This window comes from Trichlorobacter sp. (assembly GCF_030247655.1).
In the GTDB taxonomy this organism is placed as follows: domain Bacteria; phylum Desulfobacterota; class Desulfuromonadia; order Geobacterales; family Pseudopelobacteraceae; genus Trichlorobacter.
The window spans coordinates 1-22,248 of sequence record NZ_JAOTRZ010000034.1 but is presented as its reverse complement, the minus strand read 5'-3'; the positions used below and the strand labels follow the sequence as shown (position 1 = coordinate 22,248).

General features: G+C 53.2%; 21 protein-coding genes. 9 read left to right on the top strand and 12 right to left on the bottom strand.

What is annotated here, in order from left to right; all coding sequences use genetic code 11:
- The 4 genes from mrdA to gmhB form a co-directional block, all read right to left on the bottom strand.
- Positions 1–1,151: penicillin-binding protein 2 (mrdA, locus tag OEL57_RS05060; RefSeq protein ID WP_300737988.1), on the bottom strand; the 1,151-nt coding region annotated here is incomplete at its 3' end.
- Positions 1,148–1,636 carry a rod shape-determining protein MreD gene (gene mreD, locus OEL57_RS05055; RefSeq protein WP_300737985.1) on the bottom strand — a complete coding sequence of 163 codons (489 nt, stop codon included), beginning with the start codon at positions 1,634–1,636 and terminating at the stop codon, positions 1,148–1,150. The genes mreD and mrdA, both read right to left, overlap by 4 nt.
- Before the next feature lie 12 nt (positions 1,637–1,648).
- Complete coding sequence (gene mreC, locus OEL57_RS05050) at positions 1,649–2,473, bottom strand: rod shape-determining protein MreC (RefSeq protein WP_300737982.1); 825 nt, start codon at positions 2,471–2,473, stop codon at positions 1,649–1,651.
- Positions 2,474–2,584: 111 nt separating this feature from the next.
- Entirely contained in the window at positions 2,585–3,160 is a 576-nt protein-coding gene (gene gmhB / locus OEL57_RS05045) for a D-glycero-beta-D-manno-heptose 1,7-bisphosphate 7-phosphatase (RefSeq protein WP_300737980.1), read from the bottom strand.
- Between the two features lie 63 nt (positions 3,161–3,223).
- On the opposite strand from gmhB, the gene OEL57_RS05040 reads away from it, so the two are divergent.
- On the top strand, positions 3,224–4,276 hold the full coding sequence (locus tag OEL57_RS05040) for a 3-deoxy-7-phosphoheptulonate synthase (RefSeq protein ID WP_300737977.1): 1,053 nt from the start codon (positions 3,224–3,226) through the stop codon (positions 4,274–4,276).
- 143 nt (positions 4,277–4,419) lie between these two features.
- On the opposite strand, the gene sppA is transcribed toward OEL57_RS05040, so the two are convergent.
- Positions 4,420–5,310, bottom strand: a complete 891-nt coding sequence (gene sppA, locus OEL57_RS05035; RefSeq protein WP_300737974.1) for a signal peptide peptidase SppA — start codon at positions 5,308–5,310, stop codon at positions 4,420–4,422.
- A gap of 45 nt (positions 5,311–5,355) precedes the next feature.
- On the opposite strand from sppA, the gene OEL57_RS05030 reads away from it, so the two are divergent.
- Positions 5,356–5,829: a metallophosphoesterase gene (locus OEL57_RS05030; RefSeq protein WP_300737970.1), complete on the top strand. Its 474-nt coding sequence runs from the start codon at positions 5,356–5,358 to the stop codon at positions 5,827–5,829.
- Here the strand turns inward: OEL57_RS05030 and pssA are convergent.
- From pssA to ilvD, 7 genes are all read right to left on the bottom strand, one after another.
- Entirely contained in the window at positions 5,807–6,634 is an 828-nt protein-coding gene (pssA, locus tag OEL57_RS05025) for a CDP-diacylglycerol--serine O-phosphatidyltransferase (protein WP_300737967.1), read from the bottom strand. The two genes, OEL57_RS05030 and pssA, sit on opposite strands and share 23 nt — an antisense overlap.
- Before the next feature lie 22 nt (positions 6,635–6,656).
- Positions 6,657–7,316 (bottom strand): phosphatidylserine decarboxylase family protein, encoded by a 660-nt coding sequence (locus OEL57_RS05020; RefSeq protein ID WP_300737964.1) that lies wholly within the window; start codon positions 7,314–7,316, stop codon positions 6,657–6,659.
- 77 nt (positions 7,317–7,393) lie between these two features.
- A complete protein-coding gene (gene ilvC / locus OEL57_RS05015) occupies positions 7,394–8,410 on the bottom strand; it encodes a ketol-acid reductoisomerase (RefSeq protein ID WP_300737961.1) in 1,017 nt (338 codons plus the stop codon).
- A 111-nt stretch (positions 8,411–8,521) separates the two neighbouring features.
- Entirely contained in the window at positions 8,522–9,013 is a 492-nt protein-coding gene (gene ilvN / locus OEL57_RS05010; protein ID WP_300737959.1) for an acetolactate synthase small subunit, read from the bottom strand.
- 21 nt (positions 9,014–9,034) lie between these two features.
- Positions 9,035–10,735, bottom strand: coding sequence for a biosynthetic-type acetolactate synthase large subunit (gene ilvB / locus OEL57_RS05005; protein ID WP_300737957.1), 1,701 nt, complete (start codon positions 10,733–10,735; stop codon positions 9,035–9,037).
- A gap of 17 nt (positions 10,736–10,752) precedes the next feature.
- Positions 10,753–11,166: a DUF995 domain-containing protein gene (locus tag OEL57_RS05000; protein ID WP_300737955.1), complete on the bottom strand. Its 414-nt coding sequence runs from the start codon at positions 11,164–11,166 to the stop codon at positions 10,753–10,755.
- 50 nt (positions 11,167–11,216) lie between these two features.
- Positions 11,217–12,878: a dihydroxy-acid dehydratase gene (ilvD, locus tag OEL57_RS04995; protein ID WP_300737953.1), complete on the bottom strand. Its 1,662-nt coding sequence runs from the start codon at positions 12,876–12,878 to the stop codon at positions 11,217–11,219.
- Positions 12,879–13,123: 245 nt separating this feature from the next.
- Here ilvD and OEL57_RS04990 point away from each other — a divergent pair, with 245 nt between their 5' ends.
- The 7 genes from OEL57_RS04990 to OEL57_RS04960 form a co-directional block, all read left to right on the top strand.
- On the top strand, positions 13,124–13,885 hold the full coding sequence (locus OEL57_RS04990) for a substrate-binding domain-containing protein (RefSeq protein WP_300737951.1): 762 nt from the start codon (positions 13,124–13,126) through the stop codon (positions 13,883–13,885).
- 42 nt (positions 13,886–13,927) lie between these two features.
- Positions 13,928–16,384: a methyl-accepting chemotaxis protein gene (locus OEL57_RS04985; RefSeq protein ID WP_300737949.1), complete on the top strand. Its 2,457-nt coding sequence runs from the start codon at positions 13,928–13,930 to the stop codon at positions 16,382–16,384.
- Positions 16,385–16,519: 135 nt separating this feature from the next.
- Positions 16,520–18,988, top strand: a complete 2,469-nt coding sequence (locus tag OEL57_RS04980) for a glycogen/starch/alpha-glucan phosphorylase (protein ID WP_300737947.1) — start codon at positions 16,520–16,522, stop codon at positions 18,986–18,988.
- Positions 18,989–19,032: 44 nt separating this feature from the next.
- Positions 19,033–20,283, top strand: a complete 1,251-nt coding sequence (locus tag OEL57_RS04975; RefSeq protein WP_300737946.1) for a replication-associated recombination protein A — start codon at positions 19,033–19,035, stop codon at positions 20,281–20,283.
- 143 nt (positions 20,284–20,426) lie between these two features.
- Positions 20,427–21,092 carry a hypothetical protein gene (locus tag OEL57_RS04970; protein ID WP_300737944.1) on the top strand — a complete coding sequence of 222 codons (666 nt, stop codon included), beginning with the start codon at positions 20,427–20,429 and terminating at the stop codon, positions 21,090–21,092.
- 36 nt (positions 21,093–21,128) lie between these two features.
- Complete coding sequence (locus tag OEL57_RS04965) at positions 21,129–21,368, top strand: hypothetical protein (protein ID WP_300737942.1); 240 nt, start codon at positions 21,129–21,131, stop codon at positions 21,366–21,368.
- A 174-nt stretch (positions 21,369–21,542) separates the two neighbouring features.
- A partial coding sequence (locus OEL57_RS04960) for an ATP-dependent 6-phosphofructokinase (RefSeq protein WP_300737940.1) occupies positions 21,543–22,248 on the top strand: 706 nt, incomplete at its 3' end.

Genomic DNA, 22,248 nt, shown 5'->3' with positions numbered 1-22,248 from the left:
TAATAGTACACATCACAGGACTCTTTCAGTGATTTACGCAGGTTCACGCTGCCATGACCGGACTTGCTCCAACAACGGAATTTACTGCCACCCATCTCATAAGCGCCATCACAATGCACACTGGTTGACTCGTTGATCACCCCTGTCTCGAGCCCGGCAAGGGCAGTCAGCATCTTAAAGGTTGAGCCGGGAGGATACTGTCCGGCAAGAGCCTTGTTTTCAAGGGGATGGCGTTTATCCTCCAGATACCCCTTCCAGATATCAACCGGAATACGCCCGGCAAAAAGCGATGGATCAAAGGTGGGGCTGCTGACAAAGGCCAGCACTTCTCCATTGTTCACATTCATCACTACTGCAGCACCGGCCTGGCCACCGAACGCCTGCTCTGCTGTCCGCTGCAACCGGCTGTCAACTGTCAGGATCAGACTGTTTCCCACCGTTGGGCTGCTTTCACGTAAAACCCTCAGTACGCGCCCCCGCGAGTCAACCTCAAGCTGACGACCACCATCGCTGCCATGCAGCTCTTTTTCCCAGGCCTTTTCAATGCCGTTTTTGCCAATATAATCACCTGGGTTATAGTCGTTGTAGGCAGGAGCATCCAACTCTTTATCAGAGATTTCGCCAATATACCCCAGCAGATGGGCAGCTGAATTTTGAAAGGCATATTCCCGGATCGGCTTGACACTGACCTCGACCCCAGGCAAGCGCAACCGGTTTTCTTCCACAATCTCAACCTGCTCACGACTAATATTGATAGCGATGACAACCGGATAATAACGGGCACGCCCCTTTGATTTCTCCCAGCGTTCCCGCAACTCTGTCTTATCCAATTGCAGGAGCGAGGCGAGGCGATCCAGCATCCCCTCAACATCTTTTACCTCTTGGGGAATAATTGACAGACTGAAGGAGGGGCGGTTATTAACCATAATCGTACCATTACGATCCATCAAAGCCCCGCGGGAGGCTGCCACCGGCAGAAAGCGCAACCGGTTGTTTTCTGACATGGCACGGTAGTCATCAACCTTGACAATCTGCAGATACCAGAGACGCAGCAACAGCAGAAAAAACAGTACAGCCACTGCGATAGCGAGCATGAACGTTCGCTGCCGTGGCTGGGCAAGCTCTCTGATGTAGCGTTGTTCCTTAATCATTTGACGGTCCGCACCCTGCTGAATTCAGGAAACACTGCCACCAGTGAGGCCACAAAAGCGTTCATCAACAGGTGCGGCACCATCGCAGTCAATAGTGATGAAACGATGCCGCTTGCCTCTGAAAAAATCGACAGAAGCACCACATTAATCAGCATGGTGGACAGAGTAGAGAGAGAAACGGTCAAGACCAGCAGCAGAGAATTTTGAACATATAGTCGGTCGGAAACTGCTTTCAGCACCAGGTAGACAATCAAAAACGAAAATGCGTTCAAACCGAGATACAATCCGCTTATACAATCCTTCAAAAGACCGAGGGCATAGGCCGCCGGAAAGCTGGTACTGACTGGAGCCCGCAGGGCAAGAAAGACCATCAGAATCAGCAACAGATCCGGTTTATAAGGTGTGGACAGATACAGGGGCAGCACCGATGTCTGCAGCAGCACCAGAAGCAGTACCAGCGTAGCTCCTTTAAAAAAATCGGTCATGGCTGCATCCCTTTAATCACGAGGAGCACGCAACACCACCAACACCTCTTCAAGATGGGCAGTACTGACCGTAGGACGGATGCTAACGGTCTGAAAGATACCGTATTCTCCCTTTTTTACCATGGTCACCTCACCAATCGGTAATCCCTTGGCAAAGATACCACCGATACCGGAGCTGACCACTTGATCCCCCACCTGCACATCCTCACCACGCATGGCGAATTCAAGTGAACAGAGATTGTCTCCCCGACCCTTGACCACTCCACGGGCACGGGAGCGGTGTATCATGGCAGCAATACCGCTGGCATGGTCGGTTAACAACAGTACCCGACTGGAGTTGGCAGTTACCTTAACGGTCTGCCCCACCACGCCGTCTGCTGCCAGTACCGGCATCCCCTCCCGAATGCCACTTTCTGAGCCGCGATCCAGGGTCAACGAACGAAACCAGGGGGTGACATCTTCGCCAATCACCATGGCGGCAACCGTTGGCTCCTTAATCGTCTTTCTTAGATCCAGCAGGCGGGCAAGACGTTCGTTTTCCCGCAGCGCCTCACCAGCAGCAGCCAAAGCACTGTTCAGTTGCTTGATCTCACCCGTAAGGCGACTGTTTTCCTGTTTCAGATTAACCAGGGCGATATAATCATGCCAGATCTGGCCAAAGAAACCACCGCTACGGGTTGCCTGTTGCTGCATCGGGGCCAATGCACCATTCACTCCCCGTTCAAGCATGTTAGCCTGATAAGAGCGGGAAAGATTCAGTGAATAGGTGATCAACGCGACCAAAAGCCCAACAAAAACGATAATGGGCAAGGAATATTTACGAAAAAAATCAAACATAATTAAAGAGTATCCTTCAGCCCAGCCCCCCCTGCAAAGGAGACAGAGCATGCAGGTTTCATTTCATAAAGAGAGTAGGATAAAAGCATTAGCATAGGGGTGAACCACCTGTCAAACAGCCGTAATTAATTGTGCAGCAGCCAGCAAATCAGGACATCTGGGGATCTCTGTCGACACTTCATCAGCCGTCTTGGCGCCATAGCCGGTCATTACCAACACCGGTCTGCATCCTGCAACCTGTCCTGCCTCAATGTCAGCCGTTTTATCCCCCACCATCCAGGAACGGGTAAGATCAATTGCATGATCAGCTGCTGCCTGCAGCAACATGCCGGGCATTGGTTTACGGCAGTCGCACTCCCGGTTATAGGGGGGCTTACCCTGTTCATGATGGGGGCAGTAATACCAGGCATCCACCCGGCCCCCTTGAGATGCAAGTAATGCATCAATATGAAGATGCAGCTGCTTCACATCCGCTTCAGCATAGTAGCCACGCGCCACACCGGACTGATTGGTGACCACTATCACCAGATAGCCTGCCTGATTAAACCGTCTGATCGCCTCCACCGCACCGGGGGTAAACTCAAACTCCTCCACCCGGTAAAGATACTCTTTTTCAACGTTGATAGTGCCGTCGCGATCAAGAAACACAGCCTGTTTAGTACCATGAAACCTGTTTGAATTTGACAAGCTTTACTCCAATCCAGTAGAAAGAGTACTTGTTTATCATTTCTCCTGCTGTGAGGCGTTGCCATGATCAAGACCAACAACCTGAAGGTTTCAGGCATTACCCCTATTATTGCCCCGGCTGATCTACGCCAGGTTTTCCCCATGTCAGACACCGGTCGGGAGTTTGTCTCCCGCAGCCGCGAGAAAATCAAAGAGATCCTCCAGCGTCGGGACCGTCGCCTGATGGTGGTGGTTGGGCCCTGCTCAATCCATGACACCGAAGCAGCGGTTGAGTACGCCAAGCGGCTTTCCGCACTTTCCCGCAAGGTTGATGACCAGTTACTGCTGGTGATGCGGGTCTATTTTGAAAAACCGCGCACCACGGTAGGCTGGAAAGGACTGATCAACGACCCTGGCATGGATGGCTCTCACAACATTTCAAAGGGACTGGGTATTGCCCGTGGCCTGCTCTGCCGTCTGACCGACCTGGAAGTACCGGTTGCCAACGAGATGCTTGACCCGATTACCCCGGAATACGTGGCGGACCTGATCTCCTGGGGGGCCATCGGCGCCCGTACCACCGAGTCCCAGACCCACCGGGAACTGGCTAGCGGCCTCTCTTTCCCGATCGGCTTTAAAAACGGCACCGACGGCAATCTCCAGATCGCCATTGATGCCATGATTTCCTCCCGCGCTCCCCACAGTTTTCTCGGCATCAACCGCGAGGGACGAGCCTCCATTGTACAGACCACTGGTAACCCGGATGTTCATATCGTCCTGCGGGGTGGCTCACGTAAGCCCAACTATCTGCCTGAAGATATTAGCCACACTGAAGAGAGCCTGAAAAAGAACAACCTTACCCCCACCATCATGGTTGACTGCAGTCACGGCAACTCAAACAAGGATTTCCGCAAACAACCAGAGGTACTGGAACAGATCATCGATCAGGTATTGGCAGGCAATCAGTCCATCTCCGGTCTGATGATAGAAAGCAACCTGGAGGAAGGCAACCAGAAGGTACCGGCTGACCATTCGCAACTGAAGTACGGGGTATCCATCACCGATGCCTGCATCAACTGGGAGACCACGGAGAAGATCCTGCTGGAAGCCCACAAACGACTGCAGAAGCGGAAGTAGACAAAACACGAACCATAGCTGAAGGAGCGCGGAGTTTTTCGTTCTGGGTGCGGCAAACAAGGGATACTGCGGAGGCGTACGGGGCAGTACGCCGCACAAAGTATCCCGCAGGTTGACACAGCCAGGACGGAAAAGAACCGCTCCTATTCGTAGGTGACTTGGAGTCCTCGTCCGACCGCTGCCTTATTCAGCACACCGTTAAATCTACCCTCTGCCCCTTCGGCCAGCATTTCAAAGAAATTAACTTTTTTCTTGGGTGCTAGGATGATTGATGGTTCACCGGAAATACCGGCCAGTCGGCCAGCCTCTTCAACGGCATCGGGCAGGTTACCCAGCTTATCCACCAGCTTGAGTGCCTTGGCCTGCTCTCCTGACAGGACACGGCCATCGGCAATCTTGCGTATTTCGTCAACCGGCAGTTTACGACCTTCAGCCACTGCCTTGACAAACTGCTCATGGGTGCTGTCAATCAAGGCCTGAAACATGGCCCGGTCTTCTGGAGAAAGTGGTCGATCCGGTGCACCGGCATCTTTGAAAGAACCGGTTTTAATAGTGGTGGAGCTGACTCCCAGCTTTCCAAACAGCCCTTCCAGGTTGGAGAATTTGATCAACACCCCGATACTGGCGGTTATGGTACCGGGATTGGCGTAGATAACCGTGGCAGGCGCTGCAATGTAGTAGCCGCCTGAGGCAGCCAGACTGCCCATGGAAACAACGACTTTCTTCTTGGCAGCCAGTTTGCGGACCTCTTCATAAATTTCCTGGGAAGGACCAACCACCCCACCAGGGGAGTCAATCCGCAGCACCACCGCCTTGACCGAATCTTTTTTAGCAAAATGGCGTAACTGCCTGATCGGCTCGCTTGAGTCAACGATCATCCCTTTGACCTCAATCAGCCCGATCCCGGGTCCAGTGACAAACCCCTTTTCCTTGTCACTAAAGAGCAGCTTGGCAACAACCATACTACCAACAAAAAGCAGTACCAGACCAAGGAAACAACCGCCTACAACCAACAGAATCTTTTTCGTAGACATACAAACTCCTGCGGCAACCGCCGCCTCCCGAGGTAAATCAACACAGTGAGAATACTACTTGTTTCAGATACCCATGGCAATCAGACTGCCCTGTTACAGGCCCACGAAACAGCCGGCAGCTGCGACGCAGTCATACATCTTGGTGATGGAGAACAGGACACCCTGCTGCTGAAGGCGATTGACGATCAGATCCAGCTGATTCAAGTTGCCGGCAACTGCGACCTTGGCTCAACATTGCCGCGGGAACTGCTCTGTGAGTTTGGTGAGGTGCGCCTGCTGCTCTGCCATGGAGACCGTTACGGTGTTAAATCAGGGCTGTCACGCCTGATTGAACGGGGACATGCTGCAACGGTTGATGCTGTCCTGTACGGTCACACCCATCTTGCCCAATCAGTGGAACAGGAAGGCCTGCTGCTGGTTAATCCTGGTACCCTGGCTGTTCCGGACCCCTACCGTTCCTATGCCATTCTGGAAATAACAGAATCCGGTATTACCGCTACGATTCATCCCCTGACTTAACCACATGATCATGCAATAACTCTTCATGCCCCTTGTGAATCGCCTTTTCAAGCCTTCTACGCCGTGGCCAGCTGAGCAACTGACCAATCGGACCGGAAAGTACATAGCTGAGCATGATCACAAATACCATCACAGCAGGCTCGGCTGCCACAATGATCAGCAGCACCACGGCCAGCACCAGAAAACCGAATGGCTGCTTTTTGATTAGCTCCGGGTCCTTAAAAGAGTAATATTTGACACTGGAAACCATCAAAAATGCCAATAGATAAATCAGGGCCAGAATAGCCAGCTTCTTGTAGGAACTGGGCCAGCCAAAATGGTTAAACAGGAGCACGGTGGAGGCCACCATACTGGCTGCAGCCGGTATCGGTAGACCGACAAATCGTTTACTCTCAACCGTATTAACCTGTACGTTGAAGCGAGCCAACCGCAGTGCACCGCAGACCACAAACAGAAATGCCGCTAACCAGCCCAGGCGACCGAATGGCTTCAGGGCCCAGGCATACATCATCAGACCGGGAGTTACCCCAAAGGCCACCAAATCCGCCAAGGAATCAAATTCAACCCCAAACTGGCTGGTACTGTTGGTCATCCGGGCAACCTTGCCATCCAGACCATCACAGATAGCAGAGATAAAGATCCAGATCGCTGCAGAACCGTAGTTACCGTTCAGGGTGGCGACCATGCTGTAAAATCCGGCAAACAGGCTACCGGCAGTGATCAGGTTCGGCAGGATATAAATACCCCTCCTGATATTTTCAGACTTTTCTGCAGGCTGCGCCTCTATCTGCTCAGGTGTCTCCATAGCTGTAGGCTCCTTATTGATACTATCCCAACCTGACCAGGGCTGTTTCACCTGCGACCGTTGTCTGCCCCACTGCAACCAGCGGTTCCAGACCTTCCGGAAGATAGACATCAACCCGTGAACCGAAACGGATCATGCCGTAGCGTTGTCCCCGCTCAAGCCGGTCACCCACCTCGACATAGCAGAGAATCCGGCGGGCAATCAACCCGGCTATCTGCACAAATGCCACACGCACGCCGTTATCCTGCTCCATCACCAGCCCACACTGTTCATTTTCACAGGAGGCATCGGCATGGCGGGCATCATAGAACTTACCCTGCTTGTAAAAACGCTCCACCACCTTGCCGGTTATGGGGGCGCGATTGACATGGACGTTAAAGACCGACATGAAGATACTGATCTTCTGACAGGCCCCCAGATGTTCCTGGGTTGCCAGTCCAACATAGACAATCGTTCCGTCAGCAGGGGCCACCAGCAGCGTTGTATCAACCGGCGGTGTCCGCTCAGGATTACGAAAAAATGAAATAACAAACAAGACCAACAGGAACGCAATTCCAGCAGGAAACGCCAAAACAGCTGAGTTTATCACTAGCGTACCAGCGGCAAGAAACAGAAACAGGACGACGCTGTAGGCGATAAACGGGTATCCTTCAGGGGTTATAAGGGCATTGGATGGGCGCATGAATTTTCCATTATACATAACGTAGAAAACCCCGCTCCCAGTAAGAGCGGGGTCTAAAGTACAATCACAACAGCTGGTTAGTTCTTAGCCTTGTCAACAATCTTGTTCTTGCCGATCCAGGGCATCATGGCGCGCAGATTACCACCAACCACCTCAATCGGGTGAGCAGCATTCAGACGACGACGTGCGGTCATCTCAGGATAGTTGGACATCCCTTCCAGAATGAAGCGCTTGGCATACTCGCCGTTCTGGATGTTGTTCAGGCACTCCTTCATGGCAGCACGGCTCTCGTCGTTAATCACCTTCGGTCCGGTGACATACTCACCGTACTCGGCGTTGTTTGAGATGGAGTAGTTCATGTTGGCAATGCCACCCTCAAACATCAGGTCAACGATCAACTTCAGTTCGTGCAGACACTCGAAGTAGGCCATTTCAGGAGCATAACCGGCCTCAACCAAAGTCTCAAAACCGGCCTTTACCAGTTCCACTGCCCCACCGCACAACACGGCCTGCTCACCGAACAGATCGGTCTCGGTCTCGTCCTTGAAGGTGGTCTCGATGATGCCGGTACGACCGCCGCCAATGGCACTGGCATAGGAAAGAGCAACTTCGCGGGCCTTGCCGGAAGCATCCTGAAATATGGCGATCAGGTCAGGAATACCACCACCCTTGACGAATTCTGAGCGAACGGTGTGACCTGGTGCCTTGGGGGCAATCATGATTACATCCAGATCAGCGCGGGGTACAACCTGATTATAGTGAATGGCGAAGCCGTGAGCAAAGGCCAGAGTTGCGCCCTGCTTCAGCTTCGGTTCAATCTCGTCACGATACAGCTGTGACTGAAATTCATCGGGGGTCAGGATCATGATCACGTCAGCGCTGGCCACTGCCTCGGCAACGGTTGCAACCTTAAGACCGGCATTCTGTGCCTTGACTGCAGAGCTGGAGCCTGCACGCAGCGCTACCGTCACATCAACACCGGAATCTTTGAGATTGCAGGCATGGGCATGGCCCTGTGAACCGTAACCAACAATGGTAACTTTTTTCGACTTGATCAATGCGAGATCGCAATCCCGATCGTAATACACGTTCATTACTTCCTCCTCGTTTATGTGTAAAAAACTAATTTAACAGGTATTCTTGTTACAAAATTCAGCGCACAATACTACAGCTGCCTGCTGCTGTCAATCGACGCCTGCCCGCTGCTACCCTTTCCAACCCTTGGCGCCACGACCGATGGCAACCGAACCGGTACGCACCAGTTCCTTCAAGCCCAGCGGACGTAACAGGTCCAGAATCGCATTAATCTTGATCGGGGACCCGGTAGCCTCAATGGTGTAGGATTTGGGGGTCACATCAATAATCTTGGCCCGGAAGATATCAACGATCCTTAGGACTTCAGCACGGCTTTCGTCCTCAGCTGCCACCTTGATCAGTGCAAGTTCACGCTCAATGGCGTTGTCCTCACTGAAATCAAGCACCTTGATCACATCCACCAGCTTGTTCAGCTGCTTGGTGATTTGCTCAAGAATAGCATCATCGCCCCTGGTGACAATCGTTATACGGGAAAGGGATTCATCGCTGGTTGGTGCAACCGAAAGCGAGTCAATATTAAATCCCCTGCCGGAAAACAGGCCCGAAACCCGGGCCAAAACGCCGAATTCATTTTCTACCACAACCGATATGGTATGTTGCATTAGCTCGTTTCCTCCAAGTCCCTAGGCGTTTAACACCATTTCATTCAGCGACGCCCCTGCAGGGACCATCGGCAACACCTTTTCCTCACGGGCGATCTTGAACTCCATGATCACCGGGCCGTCATGGGCAAAGCCCTCTTTGATGACCTGCTCAACCTCAGACGGTTTATCTGCCTTCAATCCTTTGGCACCGTAGGCCTCGGCAATCTTGGCAAAGTCCATAGGCAGTTCAAGACAGGTCTGGGAGTAGCGTTTATCAAAGAACAGCTCCTGCCATTGACGCACCATGCCCAGGAAGTTGTTGTTCAAGACCACAATCTTGACAGGCAGGCGATGCTGCACCATGGTGGCCAGCTCCTGCATATTCATCTGTACGCCACCATCACCGCAGACACAGATCACCTGACGCTTGGGATAGGCAGCCTGTGCCCCCATGGCAGCTGGCAGGCCAAAACCCATGGTACCAAGGCCCCCTGAAGTCAGCAGGGTGCGGGGCTGGTTAAACTCAAAGAACTGGGCGGTCCACATCTGATGCTGCCCCACGTCAGTGGCCATGATGGCATCATCCTCAGACAGTTCACGCAGCTTCTGGATCACATACTGAGGCTTAATCACGCTGGTGCTCTGCTTATAGGAGATCGGATGCTTTGCCTTCCAGCCGCTGATATCCTCATGCCATGCTTCCATGGCACTGTGCTGCGCAGCGACCTTCTCTGTCTGACCTTTCAGACAGTCAATCATCTTGACCAAAACATCCTTGGTATCACCCACGATCGGCAGATCTACCCGCACGTTCTTGCGAATTGAGGTAGGATCCACGTCAATATGGATAATCTTGGCATGGGGCGCAAAGGTAGCAATCTTGCCGGTAACCCGGTCATCAAAGCGCGCACCAACCGCCAAAATCAGATCCGAGTGGGTCATGGCCATGTTAGCGGCATAGGCGCCGTGCATCCCCAGCATTTTAAGGGCCAGCGGATCGCTCTCCGGGAAGGCTCCCAGCCCCATCAGGGTCGTGGTAACCGGGAACTGCAGGGTACGAGCCAGCTCGGTCAATTCTGTTGCTGCATTGGCAAGTATGACACCGCCGCCAACATACATAACCGGACGACGGGCAACCAGCAGCATCTCAACCGCTTTTTCCACCTGTTTCTGGTGACCTTCCAGATTCGGTTTGTAGCCGCGGATCTCAATTGTCTCAGGCCACTTGAACTCAGCCTGGCTGATCTGGACATCCTTGGGAAAGTCGATCAGCACCGGACCGGGACGACCGGAACGGGCAATATAAAACGCCTTGCGCACGATGGTCGGGATATCCTTGGCATGCCGGATCAGGAAGCTGTGTTTGGTGATCGGCCGGGTAATGCCGATGATATCCACTTCCTGAAAGGCATCATTGCCAATCAGCGGCGTGGGGACCTGGCCAGTGACAATCACCATCGGAATCGAATCCATGTAGGCATTGGCAATACCGGTAATGGTGTTGGTGGCGCCGGGACCGGAAGTGGCGATGGCCACACCGACCTTACCGGTGGCACGGGCATAGCCGTCAGCCGCATGGGTACCGCCCTGCTCATGGCGGGGCAGGATATGGCGGATTTCCCGCACATTCATCAGTTCATCATACAGATTGATCACCGTTCCGCCGGGGTAGCCGAATACCAGATCCACCCCTTCACGCTTCAGGCTTTCAAGCAGAATACGTGCTCCATTCATTTTCATGCAAAACCTCGTAAAGTCTAAAAATTATTTGGATTACCGGTTACAATATTAATAACCGTATATTTCACATCACCATTGCCATCAACCAGTTTGCGTTGCTGGCTGACATTATCAAAGAATACCTTGTAACAGGCACTGGGGGCAAAGTTGGCATTCCAGTTACTGAAGCAAAGCTGGCCTTCCTGGGTGATATTCCAGTTACCTTTATTCTTCTCACCATAGGAACCTTTGCCGATCACGACACCGCCACGGTCAAAATAATAGGTATCGCCGTTTGCTGCAGTAACCGTATTGCCAAGCAGCAGTTCCTTGACCTCTCTGGCACCCAGCAGGGTTGAGCTGGAATCACGCAGAGCCGATTCATCGGTCTTGCAAGCGGTGACAGTTAGAGCCAGAACAGCGGCAGCAGCAAGGGTAAGCAGACGTTTCATGGCAGGTTCCTCCTTCAATCAATGGTTAGTAGGGAAACGAGTGTCGTTTCCTAGTCAGCAGTGGTCACCGCACCGGTATAGGCCGATGTCACCACTTTGGCATAGCGCGCCAGCCAGCCGGTCTTGATCTTTGGCTCAGGCGCAGTCCATTGGGCACGACGGGTATCAACCTCTGCCTGATCAACCAGCAGATCCAGCTTACGGTTTGGGATATCCAGCAGAATCCGGTCACCATCCTGAATCAGGGCGATCGGACCGCCTTCAGCAGCTTCAGGTGATACGTGGCCGATACAAGGTCCACGGGTACCACCGGAGAAACGGCCATCGGTGATCAGAGCAACTGAATCACCCAGACCAAGACCCATCAGGGCAGCGGTGGGAGCCAGCATTTCCCGCATACCAGGGCCACCTTTGGGGCCTTCATAGCGGATTACCACCACATCACCTGCCTTAACAACCCCTTCCATCAGGGCTGCCATGGCCAGTTCTTCTGAATCAAAACAGCGGGCTGTGCCTTCAAATAGCATCATCTTGTCTGACACACCGGACTGCTTGACTACCGCCCCCTTCGGCGCGATGGAGCCGAACAGCACCGCAATGCCGCCCTCCTGCTTAACCGGCGCCGATAGGGGACGAATCACCTCTTCATCAACATTTTCAATACTTGCCGCCAACTGGTGGGTGGTCAGGCCAAACAGGGTCTGGGTATCAATGATCTTGTCACCCAGCTGCTTCAGCACGCCGCAGACACCACCTGCAATATCCAGATCTTCCATAAAGTGCTTGCCAGCCGGATTCATGGAGGCCAACTGCGGAGTCTGCTTTGCCAGCACATCAAAGGTCTCCAGCGGCAGATCCACTCCGGCTTCCCGGGCAATGGCCAGCAGGTGTAACACGGTGTTGGACGAACCGCCCAGAGCCAGGTCAACCCGGATGGCGTTTTCAAATGCAGCGCGGGTCATGATATCCCGTGGCTTGACATCATTGTGTACCAGCTCGACGATCTTCTCACCTGAGGCGAAGGCGATCCGACGCTTCATGGCAGACACCGCCAGGGCGGTACCGCAACGGGGCAGCGACATCCCCAGAGTCTCGGTCAGGATCGCCATGGTGTTGGCGGTGAACAGCCCCTGACAGGAGCCCATGCCGGGGCAGGCGTTGTCTTCACAGACCTGCAGTTCCTTGGCATCAATCACGCCGGCCTTGTAACGGGCCATGGCCTCGAAGGTATCTGTTACGAATGAGTAAGCACGTCCTTCAACACCCCTACCGCTCATCATCGGACCGGCAGTCACGATAATACAGGGGATGTTCAGCCGGGCAGCAGCCATAAGCATGCCAGGGGTAATCTTGTCGCAGTTGGTCAGCAGCACCAGGCCATCCAGCCGATGGGCCTCTGCAACCGATTCAACCATGTCGGCAATCAGCTCACGGGTAGGCAGGGAATAGTGCATCCCCTTATGCCCCATGGCGATACCATCACAGACACCGGGAATGCCAAAAAACTGGGCGTAGCCACCACCGCTATGGATCCCCTTTTCAATAAATCGCTCCAGATCCCGCATCCCGACATGGCCGGGAATCAAGTCGGTAAAGCTGGTGGCAACACCGATAAAGGGGCGGTCCATCTGGCTTTGCGGTATTCCTGTGGCCTTCAGCAATGCCCGGTGCGGTGTACGCTCCAGGCCCTTCTTGATCATATCACTACGCATGCACAGCCTCCTGCAAAAACTTTGTTTGTTATCGTCAAATCAAGCGGTTGGAAGAAGCATGAACACTAATATATTCATGCTTGCGGTGTCAACCGATGATTCACAACCATGTTCATCAGCAATTTGCTATTCAAAATCGACGCAGGTATGGTAATCTTGACCACAACATACTGTTTTATTTGGCATTTATTAAGCAATTCAAATAATCAAAAATCTCGCATCCCCCAAGAAAGGAGTCACACACCATGCATTTTTCTCTTATGAAACGAATTGTTACTACCCTGTCACTTGTCCTTGTTGCCGGTACCGCCTTTGCCGAAGATATCCGTATCGGAGCTGGCGCAGCCCCGACTGAAAACATCCTGAAACCGATTCGGGCTGCCTTTGAAAAGGCCAGCGGTATCACCCTCAACACCATCTCCAACGGCCCCAAACAGGCCTTTATCGAGCTTGAAAAAGGGACCGTTGATGCCGCAGCTGCAGGGCTGGCCCTGGATGACTGGTGGGCACTGCTTAAAAAAGAGGGTGTAGCAGTGGCAAACCCCGGCGCCTATCAGGGACTGGTAATCGGGAAAGACCGCGTGGTGGTGATTACCCACAAGGACAACAAGATTCCTGCTCTTTCCAAAGAGCAGTTGCAGGGGATCTTCAGCGGCAAGACCCAAAACTGGAAGGATGTTGGTGGTAAAGACATGCCGATTCTGATTGTCTGGGGCAGTTTGATTCCCGGCACCAACAGCATGTTCAGCAAGGTTGCTCTGGGCGGCACCGCAGTCACCAAAGAGGTGCTTGATGCAACCACTGCTGAAGATGTGAAAGACAAGGTCAAGAGCAACCCTGAAGCAGTTGGCATCGGACCGGCAGCAATTGTTGACGACAGCATCTGGTCGCCAAAATCACCGGAAGTTGCCCGCGACATCACCCTGCTTACCAAAGGGGCTCCCTCAGCCAAGATCCAGAAACTGATAGGATTCATCAAGGGTGACGGCGCTAACCTGATCAACTAACTGTATTTATATAACTTTCATACTAAAAGGGTATCTCTCGTTATGACCATAAAAACCAAACTTACCCTTAATATTGTCATTGTGCTGGGCATCGTGGCGACCGTGGTGGTGACCAGTATTTTTGGGATGCGCTTTATCAGCGGCAAACTTGCCTACCTGACCCAGAAAAGCACGCCGTACCAGATGCGAACCCTGGAGTTCCAGCGGGAGATTCAGGGGGCCACGGCCACCCTGTTCAAGATAAACGCCGCAGCAACTCCCCAGGAGCTGCAGAGTTTCAAGACAGAGGCAGAAAAAGCGCTGGCTGATGTCAAGGCATCCCAGGAACAGCTGGAAAGCCTGACAGCAAGTGGCACCAAGCTGGATACCCACGAATCGCTGCGCACGGTTGCAACGGAACTGTTTGATATCTCGGCCGGTAAGCTGAAGGCCCAGGAGGATGCGGCCAAGGCGGCCGTAGACCTGAACAGGCGCATGGCTGAGGCAACCGCCAAACTACGCCAACTGGACAGCAAAATCAGGGCACTGCAGGGCAATCGTACCGGGGCATTCAGCACTGCCCTGGATGAATCCGGCAAGATCTCCAGCCGATTGCGCGGTGTGGAGGCGGCACGGCTGCAGCTAAAAGATCTGCAACTGGCCTTTTACGATGTACAACATGCCCAGAAACGACCAACTCTGCTGATTGCACGGGGCAAGGTCAATGCAGCTGTTAACAAACTGAACCAGAACGACCACCTAAAGAACACTAAAGCGGCTGCAGCCGAGATCAAACTACTTGCTGAACGCCTGGATGAACTGCAGAAGCTGCAGGGCAACTGGCTGACTCAAAAAGATGATGCCACCAAAGGCAAGGTTGAAACCGCCAGCCGGGATATCAGTGAAAAGTTGAGTGCCCTCTCCCTTTCCATTGAACAGGATGCCATCCTGGCCGGTGAAAAATACACGGCTGAGGCTGCCCGCCAAGGCACCATGTTTGGCCAATCCAACCAGGCCAACAGCATCCTTATTGCCAACTCCGAACTGATGAGCCAGGGTCTGGCCATTGAAGCCGGTTCAGCCAGACTGTTTACCCTGAAATCCATTCAGGAGATTGATGCGGCAACACCGGCCATTCGGGCGGATTTTGCCAAGGCTTCCAGATCAGTTGCGATGCTGGAAAAGGACCTGATCAAACTGGGGGTCAAGGGCGAATTGCAGATGCTGCGCAGTGCAGCAGGTGCCCTCACCGGTATTCAAGGCATGCTGTTAAGTGAAAGCGGTATTGTTGCCACCCTGAAGAAACGGTTCGAGATGGAGCAGAAGGCGATTCAATCCGCACTGAAACTGCGTGATATCGTCATTAAGCAGGCAGAAAAAGGTAAAGAGTCGGTTTCAACGGCCAAGGGTGAGCAGGAAAAGGCGATCGCCTCGGTCAACAAGATCGTCAAGACCAGCATCACCCTGCTGGTTATCATCAGTATTGCAGCGGCGGTTGCCGGTATCGTGATCGGCGCCTGGGTCTTTAAATCTGTATCTGCACCGCTGGCTCAGTTGATCACTGTCTCCGATCATGTTGCCGGAGGCGATCTGAAAGAGGTGCAACTGCGCTCCACCAAGGATGAGTTCGGCAAGGTGCTGTCTTCCATGGGGACCATGGTGACCAACCTGCGTGAGATGGCAGGCAAGATCTCCCGTTCAACCGCAACAGTGGCCAACAGCGCAGATGAACTGGCCAACACCGCAGGAGAGCTGGAAAACGACTCCACCAGCCAGACCAGCCAGATTGAGCAGTCGGTCACTGCCATGACCGAAATGGTGCAGACCATTCAGGATGTTTCCCAGAATGCACTGGCCACCTCTGATGCAGCTGGCAGAATGAAAAACCTGGCCACAGAAGGCAAGCAATCACTGGATCTTACCTCACATGAACTGTCTGCCTTTGCTGAAATTGTCAAACAGTCGGTAAGCCGGGTTGAAGCCTTGGGCGAACGCTCTACAGCCATTAATGAGATTGTAAACATTATCAAGGACATTGCTGATCAGACCAACCTGCTGGCACTGAATGCAGCCATTGAGGCTGCCAGGGCAGGCGACAGCGGGCGAGGTTTTGCCGTGGTGGCTGATAGTGTGCGCCAGCTGTCCCAGCGCACCACCGAATCTGCCGACGAAATTGCAGCCACGGTCAAAGGGATGCAGGTGGAAGTCACCTCCTCGATCAGCAGCATGCAGCATGAGCGGGAGGCGATTAACAAGATTGTGGCTACCGTTGACAGCACCCAGACCGCCATGGATCAGATTGTGGGCAACGTGGAACAGGTCTTTGAGATGGTGCAGACCATTGCCACCGCAACCGAACAGCAGTCAGCCACGGCAGAGGATGTCAACCGCTCCATGCTTGCCATTCACCAGATCACCGGCAAGCTCTCAACCTCGGTTGAGCAGATTAAACAGACCTCTGAGGCCTTTGATCAGCTGGCCCATGAACTGCAACAGATGGTGGGCTGGTTTAAACTGTAACGAACGTAGCATCCATCAACCTGCACAAACCAGGGGGGACCAGCCAGGTCCCCCTCTTTTTTCACCACCCGCCTTGAACAATAGGGCATTGAACGGTATACTCTACCATTCATATTCCAAGACCGCGAGGGCACCATGGACCAGGTAGCACAGCCAACCGTTAAGGATCTGCAGAAGTCATTCATCTACCACCTGCAGCACACCCTGGTGAAAGACAAATATTCTGCCACCAAGGCAGATATGTACCTGGCCCTGGCCTATGCCGTACGGGATCTGCTGGCAACCCGCTGGATAGACACCCAGCAGTCCTATTACATCAAGGATGCCAAGCGCGTGTATTACATGTCGATGGAGTTCCTGATGGGGCGCACCCTGGGGAATGCCCTGATCAACCTGGGGGTGATGGAACAGTGGGATGAAGCGCTCACTGAACTGGGCCTTAAAATTGAAGACCTGCAAGAGGTAGAATGGGATGCCGGGCTGGGCAACGGCGGCCTGGGACGACTGGCAGCCTGTTTCCTTGACTCAATGGCAACCATGCAACTGCCAGCCTACGGCTACGGCATCCGTTATGAGTACGGCATGTTCTACCAAAAGATTCAGGATGGCGGTCAGCATGAGGTGCCGGATAACTGGCTGCGCTACCAGAACCCCTGGGAATTTGACCGCCAGGAACACCTGCACCCGATCCGCTTTGAAGGGCGGGTGGTGGAGTTTACCGACCGCGACGGATCCAAGCGTTGTTCCTGGGTGGATTACTACGAGGTCATGGCCCTGGCCTATGACTTCCCGGTGCCGGGCTACAAAAATAACACCGTCAACACCATGCGACTCTGGAGTGCCAAGGCCAGCCGGGATTTTGACCTGAACTTCTTCAACCAGGGCAACTACATCGGCTCGGTAGAATCCAAGATGAAGACCGAAAATATCTCCAAGGTGCTCTACCCTGCCGACCATATGCTGGAGGGGAAGGAACTGCGGCTGCGGCAGGAGTACTTTCTGGCATCAGCCACGGTGCAGGATATCCTCTACCGCTTTAACAAAAAGCACGACAACCTGAACGAACTGCCGGACCAGGTGGCGATCCAGCTGAACGACACCCACCCGGTGCTGGCCATTCCTGAACTGATGCGAATCCTGATTGACGAGCGCAAACTGACCTGGGAGGCTGCCTGGGAGATCACTACCAAAACCTTTGCCTACACCAACCACACCATTCTGCAGGAAGCGCTGGAAAAATGGCCGGTACCGATGCTTGGACGCCTGCTGTCGCGTCACCTGCTGATCATCTTTGAGATAAACCGCCGTTTCCTGGAAGAGGTGCAAAACCGTTTTCCCGGTGATTCAAGCCGCCTGCAGCGGATGTCGATCATTGATGACAGCGGTGAAAAGCAGGTACGGATGGCCTATCTTGCCATTGTGTCCAGCCATTCTGTCAACGGCGTTTCAGCCCTGCACAGCGAGATTCTGAAGGACGACCTGTTCCATGATTTTTTTGAAATCTGGCCGGAGCGTTTCAACAACAAGACCAACGGCATCACTCAGCGCCGCTGGTTGCGCCACTGCAACCCCTACCTGTCAGACCTGATCAGCGAGGCGATCGGTGACAAATGGACCACCGATCTGGATGAACTGCAAAAATTGAAGCCGCTGGCCGAAGACAGCGAATTCCGTAGGCGTTGGATGGATATCAAGCGGCTGAACAAACAAAAACTGGCAGACCATATCTACCAGCGCAACTGCGTGCAAGTCTCACCTGATTCGCTGTTTGACTGTCAGACCAAGCGGATCCATGAATACAAGCGCCAACTATTGAACATCCTGCAGGTGGTTGCCCGCTACAACCGGCTCAAGGAATACCCCGGCCTGGAACTGCCACCCCGCACTGTGATCTTTGGCGGCAAGGCAGCCCCTTCTTACACCACGGCCAAACTGATCATAAAGCTAATCAACTCGGTCGGCAACGTAATCAACAACGACCCGGCTGTCAATCAACAGCTGAAGGTGGTCTTCCTGGCTAACTACAGCGTTTCCCTGGCAGAAAGGATTTTCCCGGCTGCTGATCTTTCCGAGCAGATCTCCACTGCAGGCACAGAAGCCTCCGGCACCGGTAATATGAAGTACGCCTTAAACGGGGCACTGACCATCGGCACCCTGGATGGCGCTAACATAGAAATCATGGAGGAGGTGGGCCGGGACAACATCTTTATCTTCGGCCTGACCACCCCGCAGGCTGTCGGGCTGCGTTCCGCAGGCTACCGTCCCCAGGATTACTACTATCAGCTGCCGGAACTGAAGACCGTGCTGGACCAGATCTCCTCCGGCATGTTCTCTCCCAGCAACCCCGGCCTGTTCCGCCCCTTGGTGGATAACCTGCTCAACAGCGACTACTACCTGCTACTGGCTGATTTTGATGCCTACATGGATGCCCAGGCCGATGTGGACCGGCTCTACATGATACCTGATGAATGGGCAAGAAAATCGATCCTGAACGCCGCCGGTATGGGTAAATTCTCCAGTGACCGCACCATTGGCGAGTATGCCCGCGACATCTGGGGGATCAAGCCCCAACCGGTAGAACTAAAGGGAATCCATCATTGGTAGCAGAACTTTTTAACCACACCCCTGCCCCTCCTTTAGCAGAACGGATGCGACCATGCAGTCTGGCTGAATTCTGCGGCCAGGAGCACCTGCTTGGGCCGGGCAAGGCCCTGCGCAAGATGATAGAGGCAGACCAGTTGCCCTCCATGATCTTCTGGGGGCCGCCGGGCTGTGGCAAAACCACCCTGGCCCACATCATTGCCCATGAGACCAGCTCCCGCTTTGTCTTTTTCTCCGCCATCATGGCCGGGGTAAAGGAGATCCGCGAGATCTTCAAGGATGCAGAAGAGACCGCCCGTCAGGGCATCCGCACCGTTCTGTTTGTTGATGAAATCCACCGCTTTAACAAGGCCCAGCAGGATGCCTTTCTGCCTGCCGTGGAAAAAGGGCTGGTCACCATCATCGGTGCCACCACTGAAAACCCCTCCTTTGAAGTCATCGCCCCCCTGCTCTCCCGTTGCCGGGTGCTGCGCCTGAAACAGCTTGAGGCAGAAGAACTTGCCGACCTGCTTCAAAACGCCCTGCAAGATGCTGACAAGGGACTGGGTAACCTGCAGTTAAACATCAACGATGACGCCCTAGCCTTTCTGGCAGAGGCTGCCCAGGGGGATGGCCGCAAGGCTTTGAACAGCCTGGAAGTTGCAGCCGGCCTGACCCAGGACGGCCTGATCTCACTTGAGACCGCCCAGGAGGCGATGCAGCAAAAGGCATTGCTGTATGACAAAGGTGGCGTAGAGCATTACAACGTCATCTCCGCCTTCATCAAATCGGTACGAGGCAGCGATCCTGATGCCGCTCTTTATTGGCTGGCCCGGATGCTGGAAGCAGGCGAAGACCCGCTCTTTATCCTGCGCAGGATCATCATCCTGGCCTCGGAAGATATCGGTAATGCCGACCCCCGCGCCCTACAGATGGCGGTCTCAGCCCTGCAGGCCTTTCAGATGGTGGGTATGCCGGAAGGCCGCATCATCCTGGGCCAGGCAGTCACCTACCTGGCCACCGCCCCCAAATCAAATGCCTCCTACCTGGGGATTGATGCCGCCCTGTCAGAGGTCAGAAAATCCGGCGCACTGGATGTACCGCTGCATATCCGCAACGCCCCCACCAAGCTGATGAAAGAGATGGGCTACCACGGGGGCTACCAGTATGCCCATGATTTTGAAGGTGGGTACGTGCGGCAGGAATATCTGCCGGAAAAATTGCAAGGAAAGAAGTTTTACCAACCCAAAGGGTATGGTTACGAAAAAAACATCATGGAACGGATGGAATGGGTGAAGAAGATTGGGAAGAAGGAGTGATATGTGAAGATAACGCCTACAGCTATTTTCAGCATTGCATGCAAGACAACGCTCCTGTTCCTCTTGAGTCTCTCCTCCAGCGGTTGTACGCACAAGTACCGTATGTGACAAGACGCATCACAGATAATCAGTAGCAGTCGGTGATGATCGACAAAGACGGGGACGAACTGGTGATATTGGCTAATAAAAAAACAACAGGAGGCCGCATGAAAAGTACAGTCGAAATAAGTCACATACTCAACACAACAGCAAAAGCATCGATATCAGCTTTCATGATCTTTTTATTTACAGGCATCGCCTTTGCCCAGCCGTCCGGAAATTCATCTGGCTGGCGTCTTATAAACTATTCATTCAAAGATGGTTCAGCACGATATGAACATGTCTTAGCAGGAACAAGCTCTAAAATGTATGACCTTGTGAGCCATAAGGGTAGCAAAGGCAACCTCCAAATCAGTCAAAACAGATACGATGACAAAACCAGAAAAATACTTGCCGGTGTCACCTATCAAGTCAGATGGTCAGATCCTCCAGCTTTTCTACAATCAGGTAAAAAAGCCTCCATTAATTATCAGTTAAGTACAAGTTCATCCATCTCATGGAAGCCACCCCAGCAATCTGTTTATCTGAATCAAGGGCTGCAAGGAGTATATTTCTCAGCCCCGGACGGTACAAAGTACATAACCAAAGACATGAAAGAAACATTGACGTCAGAAAAGGTCATTGAGGCAGGAACCCCTGGGACAAAACGAACAATAAAAGTGACTTTGGGGAATGGATACTCAGCAACATATACCTACGAATGGAAATAGCTTCCAAACCGCTACTAACATACACAGGAGACAGCCATGAGCGTTCGCAACATGCAGGACAATCCACACATCTGGGAGCAGCTAGGCTGGGAGGATATGAACGCGACGGAACAACAGCTCTGGAGCGCACTGGGCTGGGATCAGGACCGTTGGGATGAAAATAATGCACCAGCCAGCACCAATAAGGATTGGAGCGATCTGAACCAGCAGGAACAATATGCTGCCCGCGGGCTTGGGTTTAACGATCAGTTATGGAACGGCACAGAAGATCAATAGACCTGAACAAAACTATTGGCCGCTAAAGAGCGCAAGGATCAAAGAGAACTTCAACCTGTTAAAACAGACCTGCAGTGTTATGATTTTTTAAACTATCTGTTTTCTTTTATTTCTTTGTGTTCTTTTGCGGCAAACTGCCGTTTTCAGAATAATCAACCTACCTGGAGGGTTCCCATGTCCAAGCGCATGAAGATCTGTATCAATACCGGCGGCGGTGACGCACCGGGCCTCAACGCGGTTATTGAAGCGGTTACCATGGCTGCCTATAACCGGCAGTGGGAGGTCTACGGCATCAAATCCGGCTACACCGGCCTCTTGAACACCGACGAAATCATCCGCCTGACCCCGGAAAAAGTGGACGGCATCGCCAGCGTCGGCGGCACGATTCTGGGCACCACCAACAAGGGCAACCCGTTTATGATGCCGGTCTGCAATGAGGCCGGGGACTCGGTCCAGCGAGACCTGTCTGATCGGGTCATGGATAACTTCAAGCGGTTACGCTTTGATGCTCTGGTGGCGGTGGGTGGTGACGGCAGTCTGGAAATTGCCCACCAATTTGCAGAAAAAGGGATGCCGGTGGTGGGGGTTCCCAAGACCATTGACAATGACATGGGCGGCACCGTGATCACCTTCGGGTTTGATACGGCGGTCAGTATTGCCACTGAGGCGATTGATCGCCTGCACTCCACTGCCAAATCCCACGACCGGGTGATGGTGGTGGAGGTGATGGGCCGCAATGCCGGTTTCATTGCCCTGAACAGCGGCATCTCCGGTAATGCCGATGTAATCCTGATCCCTGAAATCCCCTTTGATCTTGAAAAGGTCTGCGACAAACTGATGGAAAACGAACTGAACGGCCGCAAATACGCCATTGTAGTAG